This is a genomic window from Ancylothrix sp. D3o, from assembly GCF_025370775.1.
GTDB lineage: Bacteria > Cyanobacteriota > Cyanobacteriia > Cyanobacteriales > Oscillatoriaceae > Ancylothrix.
Window position 1 is genome coordinate 1 of sequence record NZ_JAMXEX010000032.1, and the last position, 19,936, is coordinate 19,936.

The following is a 19,936-nucleotide window of genomic DNA, read 5'->3' on the forward strand; positions in this document are numbered from 1 at the left end:
TTCACCCATTCACCATCAATAGAAGGTTTAGATAATTTCTGGCCGAGGGGTGATAGAAATCCGTACCATTGATTTGAAGGTGTTGGGTGTTGAAATATCTTGCAACCTTTCACTGGCTCCAACCTGACATCACCACCCCTCGCGTTAACCATCTCGACAATTTCATAGAGTGGCCCGTCGAGTTGCTTCCATTCTTCACTTATTGGTTGTGGAGACGGCAGAGTAGTTAAATGTTGTAGTGGATTAATGACTTTATCGAACTTCCAACCAAGCTCCAAATCTTTGTTGTTGAGTGTTCCAAACCACTGAGTTTTAATTTCTCCGAACTCGGTAACTTCAACGACAACATCACCAAACTTTAAGTCCCGGTTTGGAGCACCAATCCGAATACAATCCCCAACTTTAAAATCGTTGACGTTAAGCACCGGCTCAAATTGGTAATCCAGGTTGTTTGCTGGTGTGGTGCCGGTTGAACCAGTCTGTAATTTAGTCTTGAGGTTGTTAATTTCTTCAAGTAAACTATCGCGTTCGGTTTCCAGTTTGGTGATTATTTCGCTGGCCGGTTCTTGTAAATGATCCACCGGCCCTATTGCATCCAAGGGCGCTGAGTTATCCAAATCGGTTTGGAGTTGGCTCTTGAGTTGCTCGATTTCTTTGAGTAAACTATCGCGTTCGGTTTCTAGTTGGACAATAATTTCGCTGGCCTGTTCATCAACCGGCTCCTCAATTGGCTGTCCACTACACAAAACCTTCAGAGCTTTATCCAGATGCAGTTGGGCGTGTAACCGCTCCTGCTTCATCTTTTCTTCCGATTTCCATCCTAAACCCGCACACTGATCAATCTGTCTTTGTAGGCCAGCCACCCTGTCCCTTGCCCATGCAATCTGTTTTAATAGCTTCTGAGATGGTGGGGCCGGTGGAACATTGGTTTGTATTTCCAAAACACTCTCAACCGGCACCAGATTATACCGTTCAACCGTTTCTAACAGATGTTTCCATTTGATGGAAAGGGTGCCGGTGTCTTCTGTGGCCTCCTGTTTGGCACAAGTTTCCGCATCTTCTCTGACGTTCGCCATATCATTATCGGAAAGACAGCCATATTTGCCGTCTCTGTCTTGTAGGACAAACTGGTTGATAATCGGGGGTATGAAGGCCGGTGGCACTTCCTCTTCCACATCTGGTGTGGTTAACTGGTGTAGCTCAATTTCCCACCAGAAGAATGTCTTTTTAGCGTTAGTCTTAACCAGCCTGACTTGAACCCGTCCAAAAATATCCGGTGTGTTGATGACCTCGGCAACCCAGTTTTTAAACTTGCCCTTTTTCGTGATGGTAACAAGGGTGGCCGGTTGGTAGATGGCGATTTCTTCTGCGGTGGGGAAGGGGTTAAATCCTTTATTTTCCCGTTTGACCAATGCTCGCAGGGTGGGGATTGTCACACCGGCCACCTTAAAAACCTGATTGATAAGTGTGACTGCTAATTCCGCAGAACCCTTGGCTAATGCTGCACACCCTTCTGTACCAATCTGAAGTAATAAATCTAGTATTGTGGGGTTGAGGAGGCCGGCGTTTTCAAGGTTCTGTTTGAGTTCCGCCATCCCCAGCTTTTGAGTGATTTCCTTGGCAGTCAGGGGATATTGGGACTGGAGAAACTTGCTGAACAGCTTATTACCCAGCTTCTCCTTTAGATCCAGTAGGGTGTCGATAACATTCAGTTCGAGGACGTTTAGGTTGGTTAAGAGAAGCTGCGTCAACAACGGTAAACTCTCTAAAGCTTCTGTGATAAGGGCTTTAGGAGTACCTTGGGGAAATGTGATAGTTTGGTTCATAATAGTAAGTTGGTACTTTGTGTACCGGGTTAAGGCCCCTGCCGGAACGATTGATTGCCGTATGGCAGGGGTTTGATTTTTGAAAAAAAATGCAAAACGTTATGATGTCTTGCGCTTTTCTACTTTGACGATACAGATTAAACCCCAACTTGTCAAGAAAATAGAGAAAAGTCCGTAAGCTTTACTGACAAAGAGATTCAAGCTTTACACATAGATTCATTAGAATGTTAAATAGTTAATTTTTGTAAAGCTATATCGACTGCTTTGCGCTTTTGGGAAATTTATTTGAAAATGTAGAAGGTAAACGACTTGGGGGTGGACAAGAACTGTGACATTTTCTGAAAAGGACGATAAACAGCAGCGTTTGATTGAGTTGCTAAAACACTTGGAGCAGCAAGTCCAAGTGGTTGATGTGGCTCAAAAGCAGGCGGCAGTAGTCGCTTATATTAATCGTTTCGGTATGGTAACGAGTGAAGCTTCTTATCGGCGCTGGAAACTAAAAGAGCAGTTTCCTTGGAAATCCCGACGCCCCCTATTAGCCAACGCGATTGGCTGTTCGCCTGAACAGTTAGAAGGGTTTTTGAATGAAGGTAAGCCTAATAGTGCTGAGTTGTTTCCTTTGCTTCCACGCATTCCACCCGAATTTTCTTTGACTGGCAAACAAGCTTCTATAGATTTAAGTTCAGAAGCGGATATCGTAAATTCGATAATTTTCCTGTTTGATTACTTATCCTTGAACTCTCTGGGTAAAGTTCTAAGTTCGCTAAAAAACCATATTATTGCTCAAATTAAAATCTATGGCTTAGATTTTGTTACGTCTAGCAATCAGCTTTTATTGAATGCAGAAGAGGGCTTTGCCTCACCGACTCTCCCAGGAGTTAGGATAGCAGACTTGTTGAAAGGCAAAAATTTGCAGCAAATTTCAGATTTAGTTGATTTACCTTTAGCTAGATTGCAAAGTATTGCTGCTGGTTCAGAACCACTTCATCAGGAATTAACTTTGCTGGCTGCTGCTTTAGAAATTCCTCTTCACAAGTTAGAAGAAATAAGAAGACGAGAATTTGACAACAGGCTATATTTATCTAAAGACTGCCACTAAAATTGTTAGTAAGTATGTTTTAATATATAATTAAGGGAGGCGGGTGATGGAACAGATAAATAAATCAGTTTTGTTTCCAGGGTGTTTAGGTTTAGGAGTAGAAGGGCAAGCTCTCCAAATTAGGGTAAAAAGTTGGGATGAAGCTTGGAAGCTTAATCAATCTTATTTGCCATACTTAGCAGCTTTAGCTAGACTATTTGGAAAAGATTTAGTCTATTTAGTCCACAACACTGTTGGAAAACCTCATATTCCCATTTTAGCGTCTATGATAGAAACAGACTGTGCGGAAAATGAGCATTTCAAAGAAAACTGTTCTACCTTTTTAGAGAGTTTTAGCCTTAGTAATTTTAACTTCAATAACCAGTTAGAGGACAAAAATATGGACACTCAAAAGCTAACATTAGAAATGGTTTCAGAATTTATAGAGCGAGAGGATTGCGATGGAGAAATCGCAGCTTTGGCTTTGGGGGAAAACGAATATGCAACCTGGATTATTGACCAGAAGACTCAAGAAGTTCTACTTGCAAATCGTGTTGCTCTGGCTGCTAACTGTAAACCTCCTAGAGAAATTTTAGCTTCTAATATTTCTGCTTTATGGGAAGAAGAACCTCTACGGCAGCTAACCGATTTAGTTTATAAAGATAAAGCTGTTCGGGAGCACACCAATACGGGGTATCGCTGGCAAAAAGAAGAGGAAAGCGGTTTTTGGTTCCGTAAACCCCATTTTTTCACTGTTGATTATGCACAAGTTAACTTTTTAGGACAAATTTGCCGATTTGAAATTGTAAAAAGTGCTGTGCCGGTCTAAAGAAAATTTTGTTTTACTTAGAAGAAGCTAGTAATAAAAGTAGCTTCTTTTTTTTGGCAAAAAGTAGTTTATTTGCAATGATAGTCAGACAATGAACAACAGCCCTATTTTTTATTTTCGTAGAGCATAATAAACTTCGATTCAACCTCCATCTGACCGCTTAACTTTTTATAAAGAGGATATTGACTCAAGCCTAAAAGTTTAAATCCCCAAGACTGATAAAGCCGAATTGCGTTTGTTTTAGCCTGAGTAACACGCAGAAAGATGGGAGTACCGGCAGGCAATAGTGAAAGCGTGGTTTTGAATAATTCAGTAGCAATCCCTTGACCTCGGTATTCACTATCTGTACCAATGTCAGCCAAATACCAAGCTGCACCGGCCTCAATATTCAAATGCTGCCGGCAGAAATTATCATCACTGATCACTGTTTGGTTAGTGGCGGTGACAGCTTCAGCAGAGAATAAGGAAGATTTAGGAAAGGGAACAGTAGCGCAGAATCCAACAGTTCTGTTATCCTGATTTGCTACCAGTATCAATCCACCTGACTCGTAATGTCGGGAAAACATGGCTTTTATCTTGTCAACACTGTTATCTTGGTTTGATGGTGGTTCGGCAAAACATTTAAAGTAAAGTTTTGTTAACTCAGAATCCAGTAGGGTAGACAATTCTTCTGGGGTGGTGAGATGATAAATTTTACTAACCGTATTAATTGGGTTCATGGCAGTTACTATCAGACATAATCTTTTAATATGATGAAGGCGATTTTACTACTTTAGAAAAGTTTAGTCCTAATTATAGAATTTTGTCTAATCCATCACAGTCTAAAATTTACCAAAACTAACTTTATACAACTAAAAGGCTATTATCTATGATGCAACATTTATGGAATTGACAAAAGCGGTCGTTTCAGGAGAACACTTCTTGTCCCCTGAAGGATTGAAGAATTGGTTTCTTTTATTCCTAAGAAGTGTAGATTTTATTGGCAAGGGTAAAAACTGGAGTTTAGGCTATCGCATTATAAGTACAATAGCTTAATTACAAGTATTGAGTTCATCGGGTTTAACGATAATAAGGAGATGAAGGAGAAGGATAAGGTGAAGTTTGAGAAGGTGTTTGTTGTGGAGATCGCTGTTGGGAAGTATGTCCTACTCCAATTATTATTAAACAGATGAAAATAATCCATCCCCAGGGTAGCTGAGACTCAAAGGAAGAAGATATATTTGAACTCGGTGGAAAGCCTTGTTCTAATGATATTTCGGGCGAATTATATTCCTTACTTTCTCCCGTTTCGTAAACTTGTTTTAGTGCCACCGCAGCCATTGGATCTTCTAAGTATTGTAGGTAAACACAGGCTAAATCAACAATTGCTATAGTTCCTTTACCAGTGCGGCTTTGCCAGACCCAAGTTCCCTTAGCTCCATATTCTTTAATTTTTGCTGCGCCAGTTTTTGAGCTTTTAAAATTTCCAGGTCCTAGACTTTTAGGCCGACCAGCAGCCTTATACGCCTTATAAAGGTTAGTAACGCTAACTCTACCGTCTTTTTCTATAGGTATTATTGTGCCGTTATAAATTAGGTTAGCCATTTGATTAAATTTAAAATAGAGGGTTATAAAATCGTAGCATCAGCTTTTATAAATCGGCAACTAGAAATAATTTATGCTTGGAAAGCAAAACATAAATTGTTTTAACTAACCACAGATGCCGTAAAAACTTTTGCCTGCTCTAAAACCAACTCAGTCGCCAACGCCTGCATATCTGGGGGATAGCCATACTCACGCAGTAAGCGTTTAACCATAACTTTCATTCGGGCTCTCACATTCTCCTTCAAGTTCCAATCAATCGTCGCATTCTGGCGAATTCTCTGGACTAGAACAATCGCTAGTTCCCGCAATTGTTCAACCCCCATGACGTCCCTTGCACTTTCATTTTGAGCAAGTGCATCATAAAATGCTAATTCGTAGGGTTCTAAATTTAATTCTTCCCCTCGTTTATTGGCAGCTTGCGTATCCCTAGCAATTCCTAATAATTCCTCAATAATATCGGTTACACTAATGACTTGATTTTGATAACGTCGTAGGGCTTCTTCTAACATTTCTGCTAGTTTGCGACTTTGAACAATATTCGTGCGACTTTTCGCTTTAACCTCATCTTTCAATAAACGGGTGAGGAGTTCAACTGCTAAGTTTTTATGCTCCATCCCCTGCACTTCTTCCATAAATTCATCAGAAATAATGGAAAGGTCAGGATTTTTAATTCCAGCCTCATCGAAAATATTAATCACCGCACTGGAAACAAGCGCCTGATCCACCACTTGACGAATTGCGGTTTCAATTTCAATGTTACTCACTCCCCCATCACTGATTTCTAACTTTTTGAGGCTGGCTTGGATGGCTTGGAAAAAAGATAGTTTTTCTGCTTCTCTGAGAGCATCAGGATGGGGGACTGCCAGAGAAAATGCTTTAGAAAGGGCAACCACCGCATCTTGAAATTGGGTCTTACGGGATGGGTCAGCAATATAATTTGTAGCAGTTTTCAACAGATTTAGTTTGTCGCCGGTGGAAGCTGTAAAATAATGTTGGTAAGGACAACCGGCCATAATCTGCTCAACAATTTCTAACTGGGTAAGGAAAACACCAACCGCTTCTTGTTGGTCAACAACAATATTACCCCTACCACCGCTTTGAGAATAAAAGGAGAGGGCTTGTTTAAGTTCTTGGGCGAAGCCTAGATAATCAACAATCAACCCACCCATTTTATCAAAATAAACCCGGTTAATTCGGGCAATCGCCTGCATCAAATTATGGGATTTCAGGGGTTTATCTATGTACATTGTATGCAAGCAGGGGGCATCAAACCCCGTTAACCACATATCACAAACAATCACCAGTTGCAGGGAATTGTCAGGATCTTTCAAGCGTTTGGCGAGAATTTGACGGTCTTTTTTGCTGGTGTGGTGTTTAACGAGCTTTTCTTCATCAGATGCTGCTGCTGTCATCACTACTTTTATAATGCCGGTGTCAAGGTCATCGCTGTGCCAGTTGGGGCGGAGTTCAATAATTTTCTCGTAGAGATCCGCAGCAATACGCCGACTCATTGTAACAATCATTCCTTTGCCCCGGTTCACTGTTTGCCGTTGTTCAAAGTGGGTAACAATATCTTTAGCAATGGTTCTTAAGCGTTCCGTAGAACCGACAATGGCTTCTAGTTGGGTTTGGTTAGCTTTGGCTTTTTGGGTGGTGGTGAGGTCTTCATATTGCAGATCCTCGTCAAGTTCATCAAGGAGTTTTCGTCCGTTCTCATCTAAGTCTACCTTGACTAACCGGCCTTCATAATAAATAGGAACAGTTGCCCCATCCTTCACCGCTTGGGCAATGTCGTAAATATCAATATAATCACCAAAAATTGCGGGTGTATTTTTATCAGTTTCTTCTACCGGGGTGCCGGTGAACCCCACAAATGTTGCATGAGGTAAAGCATCCCGAATATACTTAGCAAAGCCATATTTCGTTTGTTTACCGATGACCTTACCTTCTGCATCTTTAATGTTAACTTGTCTAGCTTTGAAGCCATATTGACTACGGTGGGCTTCATCTGCTAAGACAATGATGTTGGTGCGAGGGCTAATTTCAGGATAAATATTTTCATCATTTTCTGGAGAAAACTTCTGGACAGTGGTAAAGACAATTCCTCCAGCATCAACAGTCAATAGTTCGCGCAACTGGGAACGATTATCTGCTTGTTGGGGTTCTTGCCGTAATAGTTGACGACATCCGGCAAAGGTATCAAATAGTTGATCATCTAAATCATTCCTATCCGTTAAAACAACCACCGTCGGGTTATTCAAAGTTAATACTAATTTACCTGTTAAGAAAACCATTGAAAGGGATTTGCCGCTGCCTTGAGTATGCCAAACTACACCTCCCTTACCATCTCCCGTTTCCGATGATGCTTTTATAACGGATTCAACGGCTTTATTTACAGCATAGTATTGATGATAGGCTGCGATTTTCTTAACGGTCTCTAGGGTAATAACTTCTGTTTGGGGGTCTATCTTTTTGATTTTCTCAAATACTGTGAAATGACGAATTAAGTCGAGAAGGGTGGGTTTATTTAAAATACCGTTTGTTAAAATCCCTAATTCGTTGCGGTTTAAGTCATCTTCAATATCAGGAGTTTTCCAAGCTTGAAACCGGTTAAAGTCAGCAGATAGTGAACCTGCACGGGCTTTTAAGCCATCCGAAATAATTAATAAAGTATTATAGGTAAATAAACTAGGAATTTCTCGTTTGTAGGTTTGCAGTTGATTATAAGCAGCTTTTAAATCTGCTGTATCGTCCGAAGCATTTTTTAGTTCAATGACAACTAGGGGTAAACCATTAATAAATAAAATAATATCCGGTCGGCGGTTGTGGTTATCTTCAATAACAGTAAATTGATTAACGGCTAAGAATTCGTTGTTTTCAGGATAATTAAAATCAATTAACCAAACCTTACCACCTCTGCTTTCCCCATTCCATTGAAAATCAATCTCTATCCCTTCTGTTAAGTATTTATGGAAAGTTTCGTTATTATTGAGAAAGTCAGGAGTATTAAGGGTTGTAATTTGTCGAAATGCTTCTTCCCTAGCTTCTAAGGGAATATCGGGGTTAAGTTTAGTGATAGCGTTTTGCAGTCTATCTTTTAATAAAATATCACTAAAACTTTTCCTTTCTTGGTGTTGGCCTTCCGGTTGGATATCATAACCACATCGATAACTGTAACCGAGGCTTTCAAGTAGTTTTAGGTTGTACAATTCGATTTCGTCTTCTGTGGTAAATTTCATAATAACTCGGAGAATAATTTAATTGTTCTATCTTTCACCGGCATTTTAATAAATCAGTTAGAGTGCTATGGCTTCAGGTTCTACAGGATACTGGTAAAACCATTAACTGATGTTCGCTTAGGGTTTCTATGGCGTAAGCTTTTCCTGTATCATCGCTAAATTCAATTTCAAAAACGCCTGGTTCGTATTCCTCAACAATTGTGCCAACTTGCCCTCGATAGAGTCCTCGTTCGGGTAAGTTTTCTAGTACAGCAACAACATCTAAGAACTTCATTTTACCTCCTCTATTAGGCTTTCTATTTGCTTAACCCGAATCTGGCCACTCATTAATTTAGGTAATAAAGTGTCACGGGTTAGGGTTAGGGTTTTAATATGTTTAGTATTAAATTCTTGTTTTTCTAACATTAGTGTTAGTAATGGCATTAATTGTTTTTGAACATCAATATTTGGTATAATTAAATCCAAATTAGATACAGATTCAAAAGTAATTTGTGGAAAAGTTCCAGAGCGCGATTCTGCTATTTTCTGGAATTCTTGAATAGTATCTTGTCGTTTTAAGATTAAATATAAAAGGCGGGGTAATATTAAATGATTTGCTCTCACTATCATAAACTTTGTTGAAACGACATAATCAGTTGAATCAAAATTTACATAAGCAAACCTTTTGTTAATGGGTCTAATTTCACTGTATAAAATATCTCCTTTTGCAATTCTCTTTTTTGCTTGACCTGGAAGGGTGCTAATAGAAACATATTCATCATGTAAAAAATCGCCGTTTAAAACATCTCCAGTATTTATAAAAATAATTTTTTCTTTATCTTTAAAATTATAAGTTTGAGAATGATTTTTGGCTACTTCTCCCAACTTCCCAATACGCCAACCGGCAGGAATATCCCCCAACTCAGAAGCAACCATCGCCCCACCGGCTGATTTATAAGGTTTGCCGTCATCGTTGGGAAATTCAAAGTCAATGAACCAATGCTTAAACAGTGTTTGTGCGATTTTCTCTAGGGTTTCGTTTTGCCGGTGGAGGTTGTCTATTTTATTATCGAGACAGGATAAAATATCAGCTATTTGTTTTTGTTTTGATAACACTAAGTCTGGAATCAATATACATTTTAAGTCTTTAATTGGTAGTTGAGGTTGTGCAGAGCCAGACTGAAAAGATTGGACTTGATTTTTGAATATACTAGATTTTAGAAATAAATAAATAAATTTAGGATCTATGCTCTGACCACATCTCAAAATGACCATACCAGAATTAATTCTAATGTGATTATAAGAAATAGTTTGATTATAAAAACCAATATTCCCAAGCGTTCCTCTTGTTGTTAATACAATATCATTTCTTTGTAATTTACCCTTTCTTAAGTTATCATCTTTTTCTTTTGATATAAATTGAGCATTGGAAAAATCAAAACCATTTTCTCTTACATTTTTAGTGTTCAAAAATAGACAAAAACCTTTTTCTACAAAATCTTCTGGGGAGGGGTAGTTTTTACCTCTATCTCCATCAATAATAGCTATATCACTTTGCTCTAACGATAAGAAGTTATATTCACTCATAACTCAAAACCCACCTTAGCCAACTGTAACTTAATCTCTTTATCTAAAATGTTAGCTTCCCGTATTTGTTGGAATAACTCAGCCGTCTAGTAGTTGTTATCTTCATATCTAATAAACCTCATCATGGCTACCAATATCAATTAAGACAATTAAATCGTTATCCGTTTCTATCTCCTTCTTAAAAGCAAAAATAACTCGGCAATCGTAACTAACCGAACAAGACCATAACCCCTCTAGTTGTCCCGTTAATTTATGAGACTTTAAAGACGGATGAAAAGGATCGTTACCCAACAACTCTAAGACCGCTAATATCTTATCCTGTAATTGGGGATTTTTTTTAACCAATCGCTTAAAAGCTCTTTTAAAACTCGCATCAGTCGTTAATATCATTCCTCATCCTCAGCCAACAAATACGACTTCAAATCCTCAAAATTTCCTTTAATCGCTGTTCCCGCCTCCACAGCCTTAAAAACCTCTTGAGCATTAGCTGCAATTTCAGACCGGCGATTCTCTATTCTCCGCTTACGGATTAACTCAAATAAACGTTCCTGATCCTCAACCGTCAAAGCCTCAATAGAATCTATTATTTCTTGAAAAGTCATCATCAAACCTCCCTAACCTTAATTAAACATTTCACCCTCAAGATTAAAACCAACCTTAGCTAATTGTAACCTAATTTCCTTATCTAAAATCTCAGCTTCCCGCATTTGTTGGAATAACTCAGCCGTCAATACCTCCATTTTCTCCTCAAAGGTTATCTCCTCTTCCACCTCATCAGGAATCCCCACATAACGCCCTGGAGTCAGAACAAACTTATGCTTTTCAATATCTTCTAAAGTGGCGGATTTACAAAACCCTTTAATATCGTGGTAATTACCGTTTTTCTTCTTCCATTCGTGGTAAGTATTGGCAATTTTATCAATATCGCTATCCGTAAATGTCCGGTTTCTACGGTTAATCATTTCTCCCAGTTCAGAAGCATCAATAAATAATACTTCGCCTTTGCGAGAACGATTTTTATTACCATTTTTATACCGGCTCAGAAACCATAAACAAGCGGGAATGCCGGTGTTATAAAATAGCTGAGTCGGTAACATGACAATACAATCTACTAAGTCATCTTCGACTAGCTTCTGCCTAATCTCACCCTCCCCTCCCGTATTAGAAGAGAGAGAACCATTGGATAAAACAAAGCCTGCGCTGCCGGTGGGGGCTAGATGATAAAGGAAATGTTGTACCCAAGCAAAGTTAGCATTACCGACTGGGGGGACACCATATTTCCAGCGTCCATCATTCCTTAAATGTTCGCCTCCCCAATCACTATCATTAAAGGGGGGGTTAGCAATAATAAAATCTGCTTTTAAACTAGGGTGAGCATCATTAAGAAATGACCCCTCATTGTTCCATTTGATATTAGATGAATCAATGCCCCTAATCGCTAAATTCATCTTACATAGGCGATAGGTAGTTTCGTTGCTTTCTTGCCCATAAATAGAAATATCATCTAACCGGCCTTGGTGGTTTGCCACAAACTTTTCACTTTGTACAAACATCCCACCCGAACCACAACAGGGGTCAAATACTCGACCGTTGTAAGGTTCTAACATTTCTACTAATAATTTAACAATCGGTTCGGGGGTGTAGAATTGTCCCCCTTTCTTGCCTTCCTCTAGGGCAAATTGGCCTAAAAAATATTCATAAACGCGCCCTAGAACATCCGCTTGTTGAAGTTTTTTAGCATTCTGTTCTAAATCTAATTCTAACTGTTCAGCCGAGCTTTTCTTGTCTCTGACTAATTTAAAACTCCCTATTAAATCAATTAACCCGCCCAAGGAAGTTTTATCTAAGTTTTGTTTAGCATAAACTTTAGATAGTACGCCTCTTAAGCCAGGATTTTCCTGTTCAATGGCAATCATCGCCTCATCAACATATTTGCCGATTTCTGGCTGTTTTGCTTGAGCTTGGAGATATGACCAGCGGGCTTTCTCTGGTACGAAAAAAACATTCTCTGCTAGGTATTCGTCTTTATCTTCGGGATCGGCTCCAGCATATTGTTCATCGCCATTTAGTAATTTCTGGTGTAATTGTTCAAACGAGTCAGAGATATATTTGAGGAAAATTAGCCCTAGGACAACGTGCTTGTATTCGGCTGCATCCATATTTTTCCGCAGCTTATCGGCAGATTTCCAGAGCTTCTGCTCTAAGGTTTCGTTGTTCTCCTTGGTTTTGCCGGTGCTACTTTTCGCCATTATTGCCCTAACTTGTTTGTCTTAGAAATTCGAGCCGCCACCCAGACCGTAGGCATAATCTGGCCCAATTTGAACGGGTTTCAGTAGGTTGGCGGTTATTTTCCTATTTCACTTCAGGCAATATTTTACCCTTTTTCTAGGGTATTCTTACGCTTGGTTCCCAGTAAAATGTCTATAAAATTGGGGTTTCAGAGCGAAATAGCGATAATTTGTATGCTTATGACGAATTAGAGGCCGGTGGCGTGTGTCTTGTCTTTCAACAGATGAGAAAACCAGGGGTAATCGGTAGTTTGTCTATGTTTAGTAGTTCGATGCCGGTGGGATATGATGTGGCGCCGGTGTCCGCCGGGGGGCCGGTGATGTCCATTTTGTTTGTGCCGACCTGAAATCGCCATAAAATAAAGCATTTCCGAGTGGCACACGGATTCGTCTATGTTCATTATCTTGTCTAGGTTCATCTGCCCCTAACAGATCCACCGGCTCTGACAAATTCATCGGCCTCACAAAATCTACTGGGGGCATATCCTAAACTTTTGTTAAGAAATCGTAAGCTCAGGCTGAATTCTTGCTTGTCACAACACCGGCATCATCCCCTCATCCAATATCCCCGGCCTGCCCGATCAATTTGTTTGGCATAGCGTGTTACCAGCCAAGGCATTTGCCGCACAGGGCGGTGAATAATCGCACGGACGGTTCCGGAAGAGAGGGGCGGGATGGCAAGATTCCCCTCCACTCTACCTCTCGACTATACCCCTCCGACAGTCGCCACCGTTGCTATCAACAAGTAATTTCTTGGCTTAGTATTGAAATGGGCTGCGTGAGATTGATTTCTAACCTTTTTCGCTATATTATATAACTTTATTTTTAATTATTCTGGATCAACTAAAAAATGCCAGAGTCCTTTTCCAACTCAGCAGGTCGCCATTTACAGGATGCCCAACTTCTTTTGGTAGAGCAACGGTGGGACAACGCCGTTTACCTAGCAGGTTATGTTGTAGAATGCTCTTTTAAAGTTCTTATCGAGCAACACTTTAAGCACGATCGAGGCGCGGTAAGAAAATATGGACATGACCTCACTGAACTTGAAGGAAGGGCAATGGAACGCTTGCGGGTTCTCTATCCTATTCTGGATAGGCAACTTCCTGCTTCACGAATAGCTGGTACTGTTCTAGCTCAAAATCATCCAGAGAGAAGATATTCCAAATCTGGAATTTGGACTGAAGCTGACGCAACAACTGCCGTTCAACGTGCAGAAGAAATTTACCGAGAAATAATTACCAAGTTAGTGCTAAATGGATCAATTTCTAGCCAAGATATTTAAAAAATGACAATCAGTTTTGGTGAAACTTTCGATCGAGTGCGGGGATGCTTTAGGGAACAAAGCATTATCAATTCACTCGTACCTAAGCTTGATTCGGTGACAATTATTCGTGATATTAAAGGAAAAATAATACTTTTTTTGGAACCATTAGAAAACATTGAAGAATCAGAAATCACTGTTCTTAATACCTTTTTATCTACACAACTTGGACTTTACTATAGAAATGATATTTGGTTGCCCGTAGAAAAAGACGGTTATAAAGTTTTAATTGATACCATTAAAGCTGAAAGAGTGGTAGCATCTTGGGATGATGAATCAGTTTTGCCTCGCTGGTATATTCTGGAGCGTCACATTGCTAAACAGGCATGGACCGATCAGAACATAGGTACACCACCTTGGCGAGAAGATTTAGTCTATCAAAAGCATAAGCCTGCGCTCGTATCTTTTTTCTCTTTCAAAGGAGGTGTAGGACGAACCAGTACCCTGGTTGCTACTGCATTGACTTTAGCTCGTAACGGTCATCGAGTTGCCGTTGTTGACCTCGATTTAGAAGCACCAGGCTTGGCTACAATTTTTTCACCAAATGACTCCGATAATCTAGGGGTAATTGATTATTTATTGGAAAAGAAGATTCAAGAAAATAATTGGAAACTGCGTACTCATCTGAAACTAATTAATGAGCAGACTTTGCTAGGAGAGCATGGCGGAATCATCCAGTTACTTCCGGCGGGGACGATAGATGACAATTACTTGGAAAAATTAGCCCGATTGGACTTTCAAAACCTTGTGGATGGTGAACTGCAAAGTACAATGGTGGATATGTTAAAGGAATTAAACAACGAAGCACAACCATTAGATTTTATTTTGATGGATGCGCGGGCTGGTTTTCACGATATTGGTGGCTTGGCGATTACCGCTCTCTCCCATGCAGCGGTCATCTTTGGAACTCAATCACGCCAAAGTTGGGCTGGACTAACCCATGTTATTCGCCATTTAGCAAGTCCTGAAGTTGATGATCGTTTGCCGTTGATTCTTGTACATTCGATGGCTCCAGCGAGCGGAATATCAGGACGAGAAACAGAACTAACGAAATTTCGAGATCAAGCCTACAGTGTTTTTCAAGAAAACTATTACTGGGAAGATGAAACAGTCCCTGATCCTAACAATAGAGAAGAACCATTTTTTCCTGTCGTCGTGCCATATCAGGAGAGGCTACGCGGAGACATAGCTCTATTTTCTCGTCCCAACTCAACTACAGAAGAATCAGATAGACTGTCAGACCTCGTAAGGATAATGACTGATTCTCCTTATCAGGATATTGCAGAAAAATTATGTATACTTTTTGGACGTGAATTAAGAAATGTGTAGCAATTAAAACTATGAGTGAATTTAACAAACAAAAGCTCCTCGAATTAATAATGGATATTGCCCCTGGTCGGGGGACTGCTGAACACGAAAGCGATAATCAGGAGAAATTCTTAAAAAACTTTTTGCCTATAGCAGATTATCGTCTTGCTTTAGAACCAAATACATTATTAATACTAGGAGGTCGTGGAGTAGGAAAAACTGAATTATTCCGTTTACTCGCAATCCCTTCAGGACGAGAATCTTTGGTTGAAAGTTTGAAAATTAGATCCTTGCCTGACTTAAGCAAAACGACGTGGATAACTGGTTTTGGAAGGACTCGCAAAACAGAAAAGCGATTTCCAACACCAGAGAGTGTTGAAACGCAAATGGAGCGTGCTACAAATATTGAATGGCGTAGTTTCTGGATTGGTTTAATTTTAGGCGGGTTATTACAGCAAGAGAATTTTAAGTTCAAAGATTTACTTATTGAACAAATTGAACAAATAGACACAGAAATAGCCAACATTCTTAGAGATAACTCATCTCGCTTATCAATTTGGCAACCTATTGTCAATCAAAATCTTGAAAAATTTAATTCTGTCTTAGATAAATTAGATCAAAAACTCATTGAAACAGATAATTGGTTATTTGTCACTTATGATGAGTTAGATCGATTAGTTGCTTCCTATACTGCCTTAGCAAGTCCAATTCGTGAACTTTTAGCTTTGTGGCTCGATCGATGGCGACGTTGGGACAGAATACGACCCAAAATCTTTTTGCGTACCGATCTATTTCGAGAGGATTTTTTGAGTTTTCCTGATGCTTCCAAACTGCAAGCTCTTCAAACTCGATTGGAATGGAAACATTCATGGCTTTACCAACTTTTGGTAAAACGACTTGCGAACTCTGGTAATGAAATGACAGAATATTTGCAAAAAATCCCCCGGTTGATTATTGAAAACAAAACTGGCTTGGGTTGGACTGCAACATCAAATGAAAAATTGTTTGAAGAACTAATCGAAATGATGATTGGTAAGTATATGGGTGCTAATGCTAAAAAAGGAAACACCTATCGCTGGATTCCCAATCACCTTCAGGATGCTGGTGGTCGAATTGCGCCACGTTCTTTTCTCAAGTTATTTGCCTTAGCTGCACAAAGTCGAATAGAACAGCTATCTTTTTTTGAACAAAACACATTACTTTTGCAACCCTCTGACTTGCAGGGGGCTTTAATGAATACTTCAGATGATAGAATTCGGGAATTACAGGAAGAGTATCCTTGGCTAGAATCTCTCAAGATGAGCTTAGTAAATCTGAGAGCTCCCATGCAGCAGGAAATATTTTTAGAGGCGGTAAAGTCCACCAGATGGAGTCCTGAAAAACAACCACCTGTAACTAACCCTGAAGGAATTTTGCAATATTTACTTCAACTTGGAATTGTAGAAAGTCGTTCTGATGGAAAAATTAATATGCCTGAAATTTATTTATATGGATTTAAGGTTAAACGGAAAGGAGGGGTAAAACGTCCCAAATAGCATAAAAATAAAAATCAGGTCAAAGTACATTTAAAATATTGACTAGAACATTTCTATCACAGTTTTCTGGTGTCTAAAATCATAAGTTCTACCCCTTGACGACTAAAACTTTAGACGGCTATAAAACACTCGTTCCACATTCTCGACAACAGTAACATAAAGCATGACAATCGCCCCCATAACCAGCGTAGAACTCAACGGCAACGGTTGAAATCTGAGGAGGTTCTCAAAGGTGTCCAGGGAATGATTAGTGTCACTCGAACGGTCGCTAACTTTGCCATTAACAAGTATTTTCTGGGCTTACTATTGAAAATAGATTGGCGGGTACGAATGACTGGCACAACTATCGAAGCGGAGATTATAGACTCCATAAACCGGCCTGTTCTAAACTGTTCTGCTTGAGCGTGCAGCAGCAACAGCAACGTCCCCAATGCCAGGTAATTAAATATTGGGGTAAAGCAGAGAGGGTAGAGCCGAGGGAGATGTTACCGTTCCACCCCTCTCTTCCGAAACCGTGCTTGTGCTGAAACGCACATAGAGCTACTCAATGTACAATCCTTTTGTCATTAACGGATTTCTGACTGCCGTCAGCAGCAGTTTTTCCATCATGGCAATATCGATTCAGAGACAGAACTGAAATCACTACTAACAACCATCGGCTCTTTCACGTCCACCAGCCTTAGCGCAAAAGCCGAGTTCTCAAGCTCCACCAGTCCCTGGAGTCCCACTGGCCCCCGAACAACCACCGGCCCCTCAACATTCCCCCATACAGGCAGGCTCACCGGCCCCTCAACATCCAAGGGTTCAGTCAGATTCACCGGCCTCTCAACATCTACGGGTTCAGTCAGATTCACCGGCCTCTCAACATCTACGGGTACAAGCGAATTCCACCGGCTCCCAAACATCCACCGCTTTTAACGAGATCCACCGGCCCCTCGACATCCCTTACCGCTAGCAGGTTCACCGGCCTTATTAAATTCAAGGATGCCGGTGAGGTTCAAGGTGTCGGGGAAGTTGATGGTAGCGGGGAGGCCGATGGTGGCAGGGAGCCGGTGAGCAAGCGTGGTGTTGCTGGCGCTGGTGGAGACGGTGGTCGCTAGGAACCCTAGGAGGCTGGTGATGCCAGTGGTGTCGGTGGTATCGGCGAACCAAAAGAGGCTGGTGATGGCAGTGAGGTCGGTGAGGTCGGTGAGGCCGGTGAAGTTGGTGGAGACGGTGGTGGCGAAAACGCCGGTGGTGGTAAAGAGGCCGGTGATGTCCATTTTATCTATGCCGGCCTGGAACAGCCGTAAGTTTAAGCATTTCCAAGCATGACACCGGCCTCTTTACGTTCAAGAGCTTGCCTAGATTCACTAGCCCCCAAACATTCCACCGGCTTTCTTATATCCACCAGCACTGCCAGATTCACCGGCCCCTGAACATCCAAGGGCGCCACCGCAGAAATCGGTGTGTCAATGTAGTGTTTCAAGATCCAAGAACTCTATGACGTCCACATACCAATGAATCAAATCGGTTTTAAGTTGATTCTTAAGTGGCCTAATTTCATCAACTTAACAGGGCCAGTGATGCGATGGGTGTCTACTGAAGTGGCCATGAGTGTCGGTGGTATTGCGTAATTTGTTTATGTTTATTTGGGTGCCGGTGGGATACTGTATGGGCCGGTGTCCGCCTGGGGTGCCGATAATTTCCCCACAGAGGGGGGAGACTGGGTATCGACCCCGCAGCCACACCAATACCGCTCCTGAAATTATTGCTTTTTACGGACGAATTGAAGAATTAAGAAACTGGGTATGAACCCCGCAGCGACACCAATACCCCCGTAAATCAATTGTTGCTGCAATGTTCCTTCGTTGTCTCTAACTGAACGGGTGTTGTAGCTTCGTCCAGAGTAAATTTCTCGACTTCTTGTGGAGTTACAAAACATATCTCCGGGGCTGCAACTTCGAGAATAACCCTGCCCTGGAATGCTCTCATAGAGAGTGTAGGAAATGGGAGAAGCGAGGGTTACTCCAACAATTCCTCCAATAATTGAGCAGACTACGATGGGGATGAATGTTTTCATGTTCCTAATGTTTTTGATGAGGGTGAGTGTTGATTTGAATTGGGTTTGGAAAGGGTGATCGCTTCGCTAAAGTGACGGTTCCGCGTCATAATTCGCCCCCTCATTGTCCGAGGGATGAGCCCCTACCTTATCTTCTGTTCAAGGAACTACTAAACTATTAATAATTCGGCGAAAACCCTCTTCAAGGCAGATTTTCTTCGCACACAAGTAAGCACTAACTATCACATGGCCCCCTTGGGAAGGAATAGCAACATAAACCTGCTGATGCAGTTGGTTATCATCGACATATATAATAGAATTCCTCCCGGCAATGGTTTTACGGCCAATGACACGACCATAGAGTTCTTTTGTCGTCCATCTAATTTCAATTCCCTGCGGTATATTATCGGTTGGTGCGCCTCCTTCTTGAGCTAGGCATTGCATATACTGATAATTTACGTTATCAGTCACAAAATAATTGCCGTTGTTTTTGAGTATTACTCTATAATTAGATGGATAATCAAACCTATATCCAGGGGCAATGACCTGAGTTTTACTTGTAATTGCTGCCGGTTCTAAAGAATATTCTAGATATTGAAGACAGCGCAAACCCCTTAGTCTTCGTTGTGCTTGCGCTGGTGATTGTAGATAAACTGAAAATGGCAGTAATATCAGTATAGTTATACTGATTCGTGCTATCAGAGTTTTTTGAGGGATTAGCATAAATAGCGGGTTAATTTCAAATGTTTAAGGCACAACTAAACTATTAAGAACTCGGCGAAAACCCTCTTCAAGGCAGATTCCTGTACCACATAAGTCAGCACTAACTACCACATGACCCCCTTGGGAAGGAATAGCAACAAAAACCTGCGGATGCACTCGATCATCATTGCCATATATAATAGAATTCCTCCCCGCAATAGTTTGGCGGCTAATGACGCGACCGTATAGTTCTTTTGTAGTCAATCTAATTTCAATGCCTTGCGGGAGAAGATCAGTCCCTTCACGTTCTCTGACAAGGCATTGCATATATTGATAATTGCGATTATCGGTAATGAAATAATTACCATTATTTTTTAAAATAACTCTATAATTAGATGGGTATTCAAACCTATATCCGTCTGCAATAACATGAGTTTTATTTGTAATTGATGCAGGTTCCGAAGAAGATTGTAAATATCTATGACAAAACTGCGATCTTTGTTGAGCTTGGGCTTGTGATTGGATATGGAACTCAAATGACAATAATATGAGTATTGTTATACTAATTCGTGCAATCATAGTTTGGTGAAGCATTAGCATAAATAGTGGGTTAATTTCA

At 40.6% G+C, this 19,936-nt stretch carries 21 protein-coding genes; 6 read left to right on the forward strand and 15 right to left on the reverse strand.

The window, feature by feature from the left end; translation table 11 throughout:
- A partial coding sequence (locus NG798_RS24365; RefSeq protein WP_261226315.1) for a hypothetical protein occupies positions 1-1,826 on the reverse strand: 1,826 nt, incomplete at its 3' end.
- A gap of 328 nt (positions 1,827-2,154) precedes the next feature.
- Here NG798_RS24365 and NG798_RS24370 point away from each other — a divergent pair.
- Both NG798_RS24370 and NG798_RS24375 read left to right on the forward strand, forming a co-directional pair.
- Complete coding sequence (locus NG798_RS24370) at positions 2,155-2,925, forward strand: hypothetical protein (protein ID WP_261226316.1); 771 nt, start codon at positions 2,155-2,157, stop codon at positions 2,923-2,925.
- A gap of 46 nt (positions 2,926-2,971) precedes the next feature.
- On the forward strand, positions 2,972-3,733 hold the full coding sequence (locus NG798_RS24375) for a hypothetical protein (protein ID WP_261226317.1): 762 nt from the start codon (positions 2,972-2,974) through the stop codon (positions 3,731-3,733).
- 104 nt (positions 3,734-3,837) lie between these two features.
- Here NG798_RS24375 and NG798_RS24380 read toward each other — a convergent pair whose 3' ends face one another.
- The 9 genes from NG798_RS24380 to NG798_RS24420 form a co-directional block, all read right to left on the reverse strand.
- Positions 3,838-4,452 (reverse strand): GNAT family N-acetyltransferase, encoded by a 615-nt coding sequence (locus NG798_RS24380; RefSeq protein ID WP_261226318.1) that lies wholly within the window; start codon positions 4,450-4,452, stop codon positions 3,838-3,840.
- Positions 4,453-4,792: 340 nt separating this feature from the next.
- On the reverse strand, positions 4,793-5,317 hold the full coding sequence (locus tag NG798_RS24385; RefSeq protein ID WP_261226319.1) for a hypothetical protein: 525 nt from the start codon (positions 5,315-5,317) through the stop codon (positions 4,793-4,795).
- 101 nt (positions 5,318-5,418) lie between these two features.
- The gene (locus NG798_RS24390; protein ID WP_261226320.1) at positions 5,419-8,556 is read right to left on the reverse strand and encodes a type I restriction endonuclease subunit R; all 3,138 of its coding nucleotides are present in this window, start codon (positions 8,554-8,556) and stop codon (positions 5,419-5,421) included.
- Between the two features lie 73 nt (positions 8,557-8,629).
- Entirely contained in the window at positions 8,630-8,830 is a 201-nt protein-coding gene (locus NG798_RS24395; RefSeq protein WP_261226321.1) for a DUF4926 domain-containing protein, read from the reverse strand.
- Complete coding sequence (locus NG798_RS24400; protein ID WP_261226322.1) at positions 8,827-10,122, reverse strand: restriction endonuclease subunit S; 1,296 nt, start codon at positions 10,120-10,122, stop codon at positions 8,827-8,829. Before NG798_RS24400 ends, NG798_RS24395 begins: the two co-directional genes overlap by 4 nt.
- A gap of 108 nt (positions 10,123-10,230) precedes the next feature.
- Positions 10,231-10,512 (reverse strand): type II toxin-antitoxin system mRNA interferase toxin, RelE/StbE family, encoded by a 282-nt coding sequence (locus NG798_RS24405; RefSeq protein WP_261226323.1) that lies wholly within the window; start codon positions 10,510-10,512, stop codon positions 10,231-10,233.
- The gene (locus NG798_RS24410) at positions 10,509-10,727 is read right to left on the reverse strand and encodes a hypothetical protein (protein WP_261226324.1); all 219 of its coding nucleotides are present in this window, start codon (positions 10,725-10,727) and stop codon (positions 10,509-10,511) included. The genes NG798_RS24405 and NG798_RS24410 overlap by 4 nt, the downstream gene beginning before the upstream one ends.
- 15 nt (positions 10,728-10,742) lie before the next feature.
- Positions 10,743-12,371 (reverse strand): class I SAM-dependent DNA methyltransferase, encoded by a 1,629-nt coding sequence (locus tag NG798_RS24415; protein ID WP_261226325.1) that lies wholly within the window; start codon positions 12,369-12,371, stop codon positions 10,743-10,745.
- A 300-nt stretch (positions 12,372-12,671) separates the two neighbouring features.
- Positions 12,672-12,893, reverse strand: a complete 222-nt coding sequence (locus NG798_RS24420; protein ID WP_261226326.1) for a hypothetical protein — start codon at positions 12,891-12,893, stop codon at positions 12,672-12,674.
- A 367-nt stretch (positions 12,894-13,260) separates the two neighbouring features.
- Between NG798_RS24420 and NG798_RS24425 the strand changes: the two genes are divergently transcribed.
- The 3 genes from NG798_RS24425 to NG798_RS24435 are packed head-to-tail and all read left to right on the forward strand — an operon-like array spanning position 13,261 to position 16,574.
- Positions 13,261-13,692, forward strand: a complete 432-nt coding sequence (locus tag NG798_RS24425) for a HEPN domain-containing protein (protein WP_261226327.1) — start codon at positions 13,261-13,263, stop codon at positions 13,690-13,692.
- A 3-nt stretch (positions 13,693-13,695) separates the two neighbouring features.
- Positions 13,696-15,060 (forward strand): KGGVGR-motif variant AAA ATPase, encoded by a 1,365-nt coding sequence (locus NG798_RS24430; RefSeq protein ID WP_261226328.1) that lies wholly within the window; start codon positions 13,696-13,698, stop codon positions 15,058-15,060.
- A gap of 11 nt (positions 15,061-15,071) precedes the next feature.
- Positions 15,072-16,574, forward strand: a complete 1,503-nt coding sequence (locus NG798_RS24435; protein ID WP_261226329.1) for a P-loop ATPase, Sll1717 family — start codon at positions 15,072-15,074, stop codon at positions 16,572-16,574.
- A gap of 605 nt (positions 16,575-17,179) precedes the next feature.
- On the opposite strand, the gene NG798_RS24440 is transcribed toward NG798_RS24435, so the two are convergent.
- The 3 genes from NG798_RS24440 to NG798_RS24450 are packed head-to-tail and all read right to left on the reverse strand — an operon-like array spanning position 17,180 to position 18,042.
- The gene (locus tag NG798_RS24440) at positions 17,180-17,479 is read right to left on the reverse strand and encodes a hypothetical protein (protein ID WP_261226330.1); all 300 of its coding nucleotides are present in this window, start codon (positions 17,477-17,479) and stop codon (positions 17,180-17,182) included.
- Between the two features lie 9 nt (positions 17,480-17,488).
- The gene (locus NG798_RS24445) at positions 17,489-17,836 is read right to left on the reverse strand and encodes a hypothetical protein (RefSeq protein WP_261226331.1); all 348 of its coding nucleotides are present in this window, start codon (positions 17,834-17,836) and stop codon (positions 17,489-17,491) included.
- Positions 17,837-17,868: 32 nt separating this feature from the next.
- Positions 17,869-18,042: a hypothetical protein gene (locus tag NG798_RS24450; RefSeq protein WP_261226332.1), complete on the reverse strand. Its 174-nt coding sequence runs from the start codon at positions 18,040-18,042 to the stop codon at positions 17,869-17,871.
- Between the two features lie 128 nt (positions 18,043-18,170).
- Between NG798_RS24450 and NG798_RS24455 the strand changes: the two genes are divergently transcribed.
- Positions 18,171-18,368: a hypothetical protein gene (locus NG798_RS24455; protein WP_261226333.1), complete on the forward strand. Its 198-nt coding sequence runs from the start codon at positions 18,171-18,173 to the stop codon at positions 18,366-18,368.
- 406 nt (positions 18,369-18,774) lie between these two features.
- Here NG798_RS24455 and NG798_RS24460 read toward each other — a convergent pair whose 3' ends face one another.
- Positions 18,775-19,086, reverse strand: coding sequence for a hypothetical protein (locus tag NG798_RS24460; protein ID WP_261226334.1), 312 nt, complete (start codon positions 19,084-19,086; stop codon positions 18,775-18,777).
- Positions 19,087-19,362: 276 nt separating this feature from the next.
- The gene (locus tag NG798_RS24465; RefSeq protein ID WP_261226335.1) at positions 19,363-19,896 is read right to left on the reverse strand and encodes a hypothetical protein; all 534 of its coding nucleotides are present in this window, start codon (positions 19,894-19,896) and stop codon (positions 19,363-19,365) included.
- Positions 19,897-19,936: the final 40 nt, after the last annotated feature.

Coding starts and splice junctions, on each gene's coding strand:
- NG798_RS24375 (WP_261226317.1), top strand. CDS start 2,972: ATGGAACAGATAAATAAATCAGTTTTGTTTCCAGGGTGTTTAGGTTTA.
- NG798_RS24380 (WP_261226318.1), bottom strand. CDS start 4,452: ATGAACCCAATTAATACGGTTAGTAAAATTTATCATCTCACCACCCCA.
- NG798_RS24385 (WP_261226319.1), bottom strand. CDS start 5,317: ATGGCTAACCTAATTTATAACGGCACAATAATACCTATAGAAAAAGAC.
- NG798_RS24390 (WP_261226320.1), bottom strand. CDS start 8,556: ATGAAATTTACCACAGAAGACGAAATCGAATTGTACAACCTAAAACTA.
- NG798_RS24395 (WP_261226321.1), bottom strand. CDS start 8,830: ATGAAGTTCTTAGATGTTGTTGCTGTACTAGAAAACTTACCCGAACGA.
- NG798_RS24400 (WP_261226322.1), bottom strand. CDS start 10,122: ATGAGTGAATATAACTTCTTATCGTTAGAGCAAAGTGATATAGCTATT.
- NG798_RS24405 (WP_261226323.1), bottom strand. CDS start 10,512: ATGATATTAACGACTGATGCGAGTTTTAAAAGAGCTTTTAAGCGATTG.
- NG798_RS24410 (WP_261226324.1), bottom strand. CDS start 10,727: ATGATGACTTTTCAAGAAATAATAGATTCTATTGAGGCTTTGACGGTT.
- NG798_RS24415 (WP_261226325.1), bottom strand. CDS start 12,371: ATGGCGAAAAGTAGCACCGGCAAAACCAAGGAGAACAACGAAACCTTA.
- NG798_RS24420 (WP_261226326.1), bottom strand. CDS start 12,893: ATGCCCCCAGTAGATTTTGTGAGGCCGATGAATTTGTCAGAGCCGGTG.
- NG798_RS24425 (WP_261226327.1), top strand. CDS start 13,261: ATGCCAGAGTCCTTTTCCAACTCAGCAGGTCGCCATTTACAGGATGCC.
- NG798_RS24430 (WP_261226328.1), top strand. CDS start 13,696: ATGACAATCAGTTTTGGTGAAACTTTCGATCGAGTGCGGGGATGCTTT.
- NG798_RS24435 (WP_261226329.1), top strand. CDS start 15,072: ATGAGTGAATTTAACAAACAAAAGCTCCTCGAATTAATAATGGATATT.
- NG798_RS24440 (WP_261226330.1), bottom strand. CDS start 17,479: ATGTTTGGGAGCCGGTGGAATTCGCTTGTACCCGTAGATGTTGAGAGG.
- NG798_RS24445 (WP_261226331.1), bottom strand. CDS start 17,836: ATGGACATCACCGGCCTCTTTACCACCACCGGCGTTTTCGCCACCACC.
- NG798_RS24465 (WP_261226335.1), bottom strand. CDS start 19,896: ATGATTGCACGAATTAGTATAACAATACTCATATTATTGTCATTTGAG.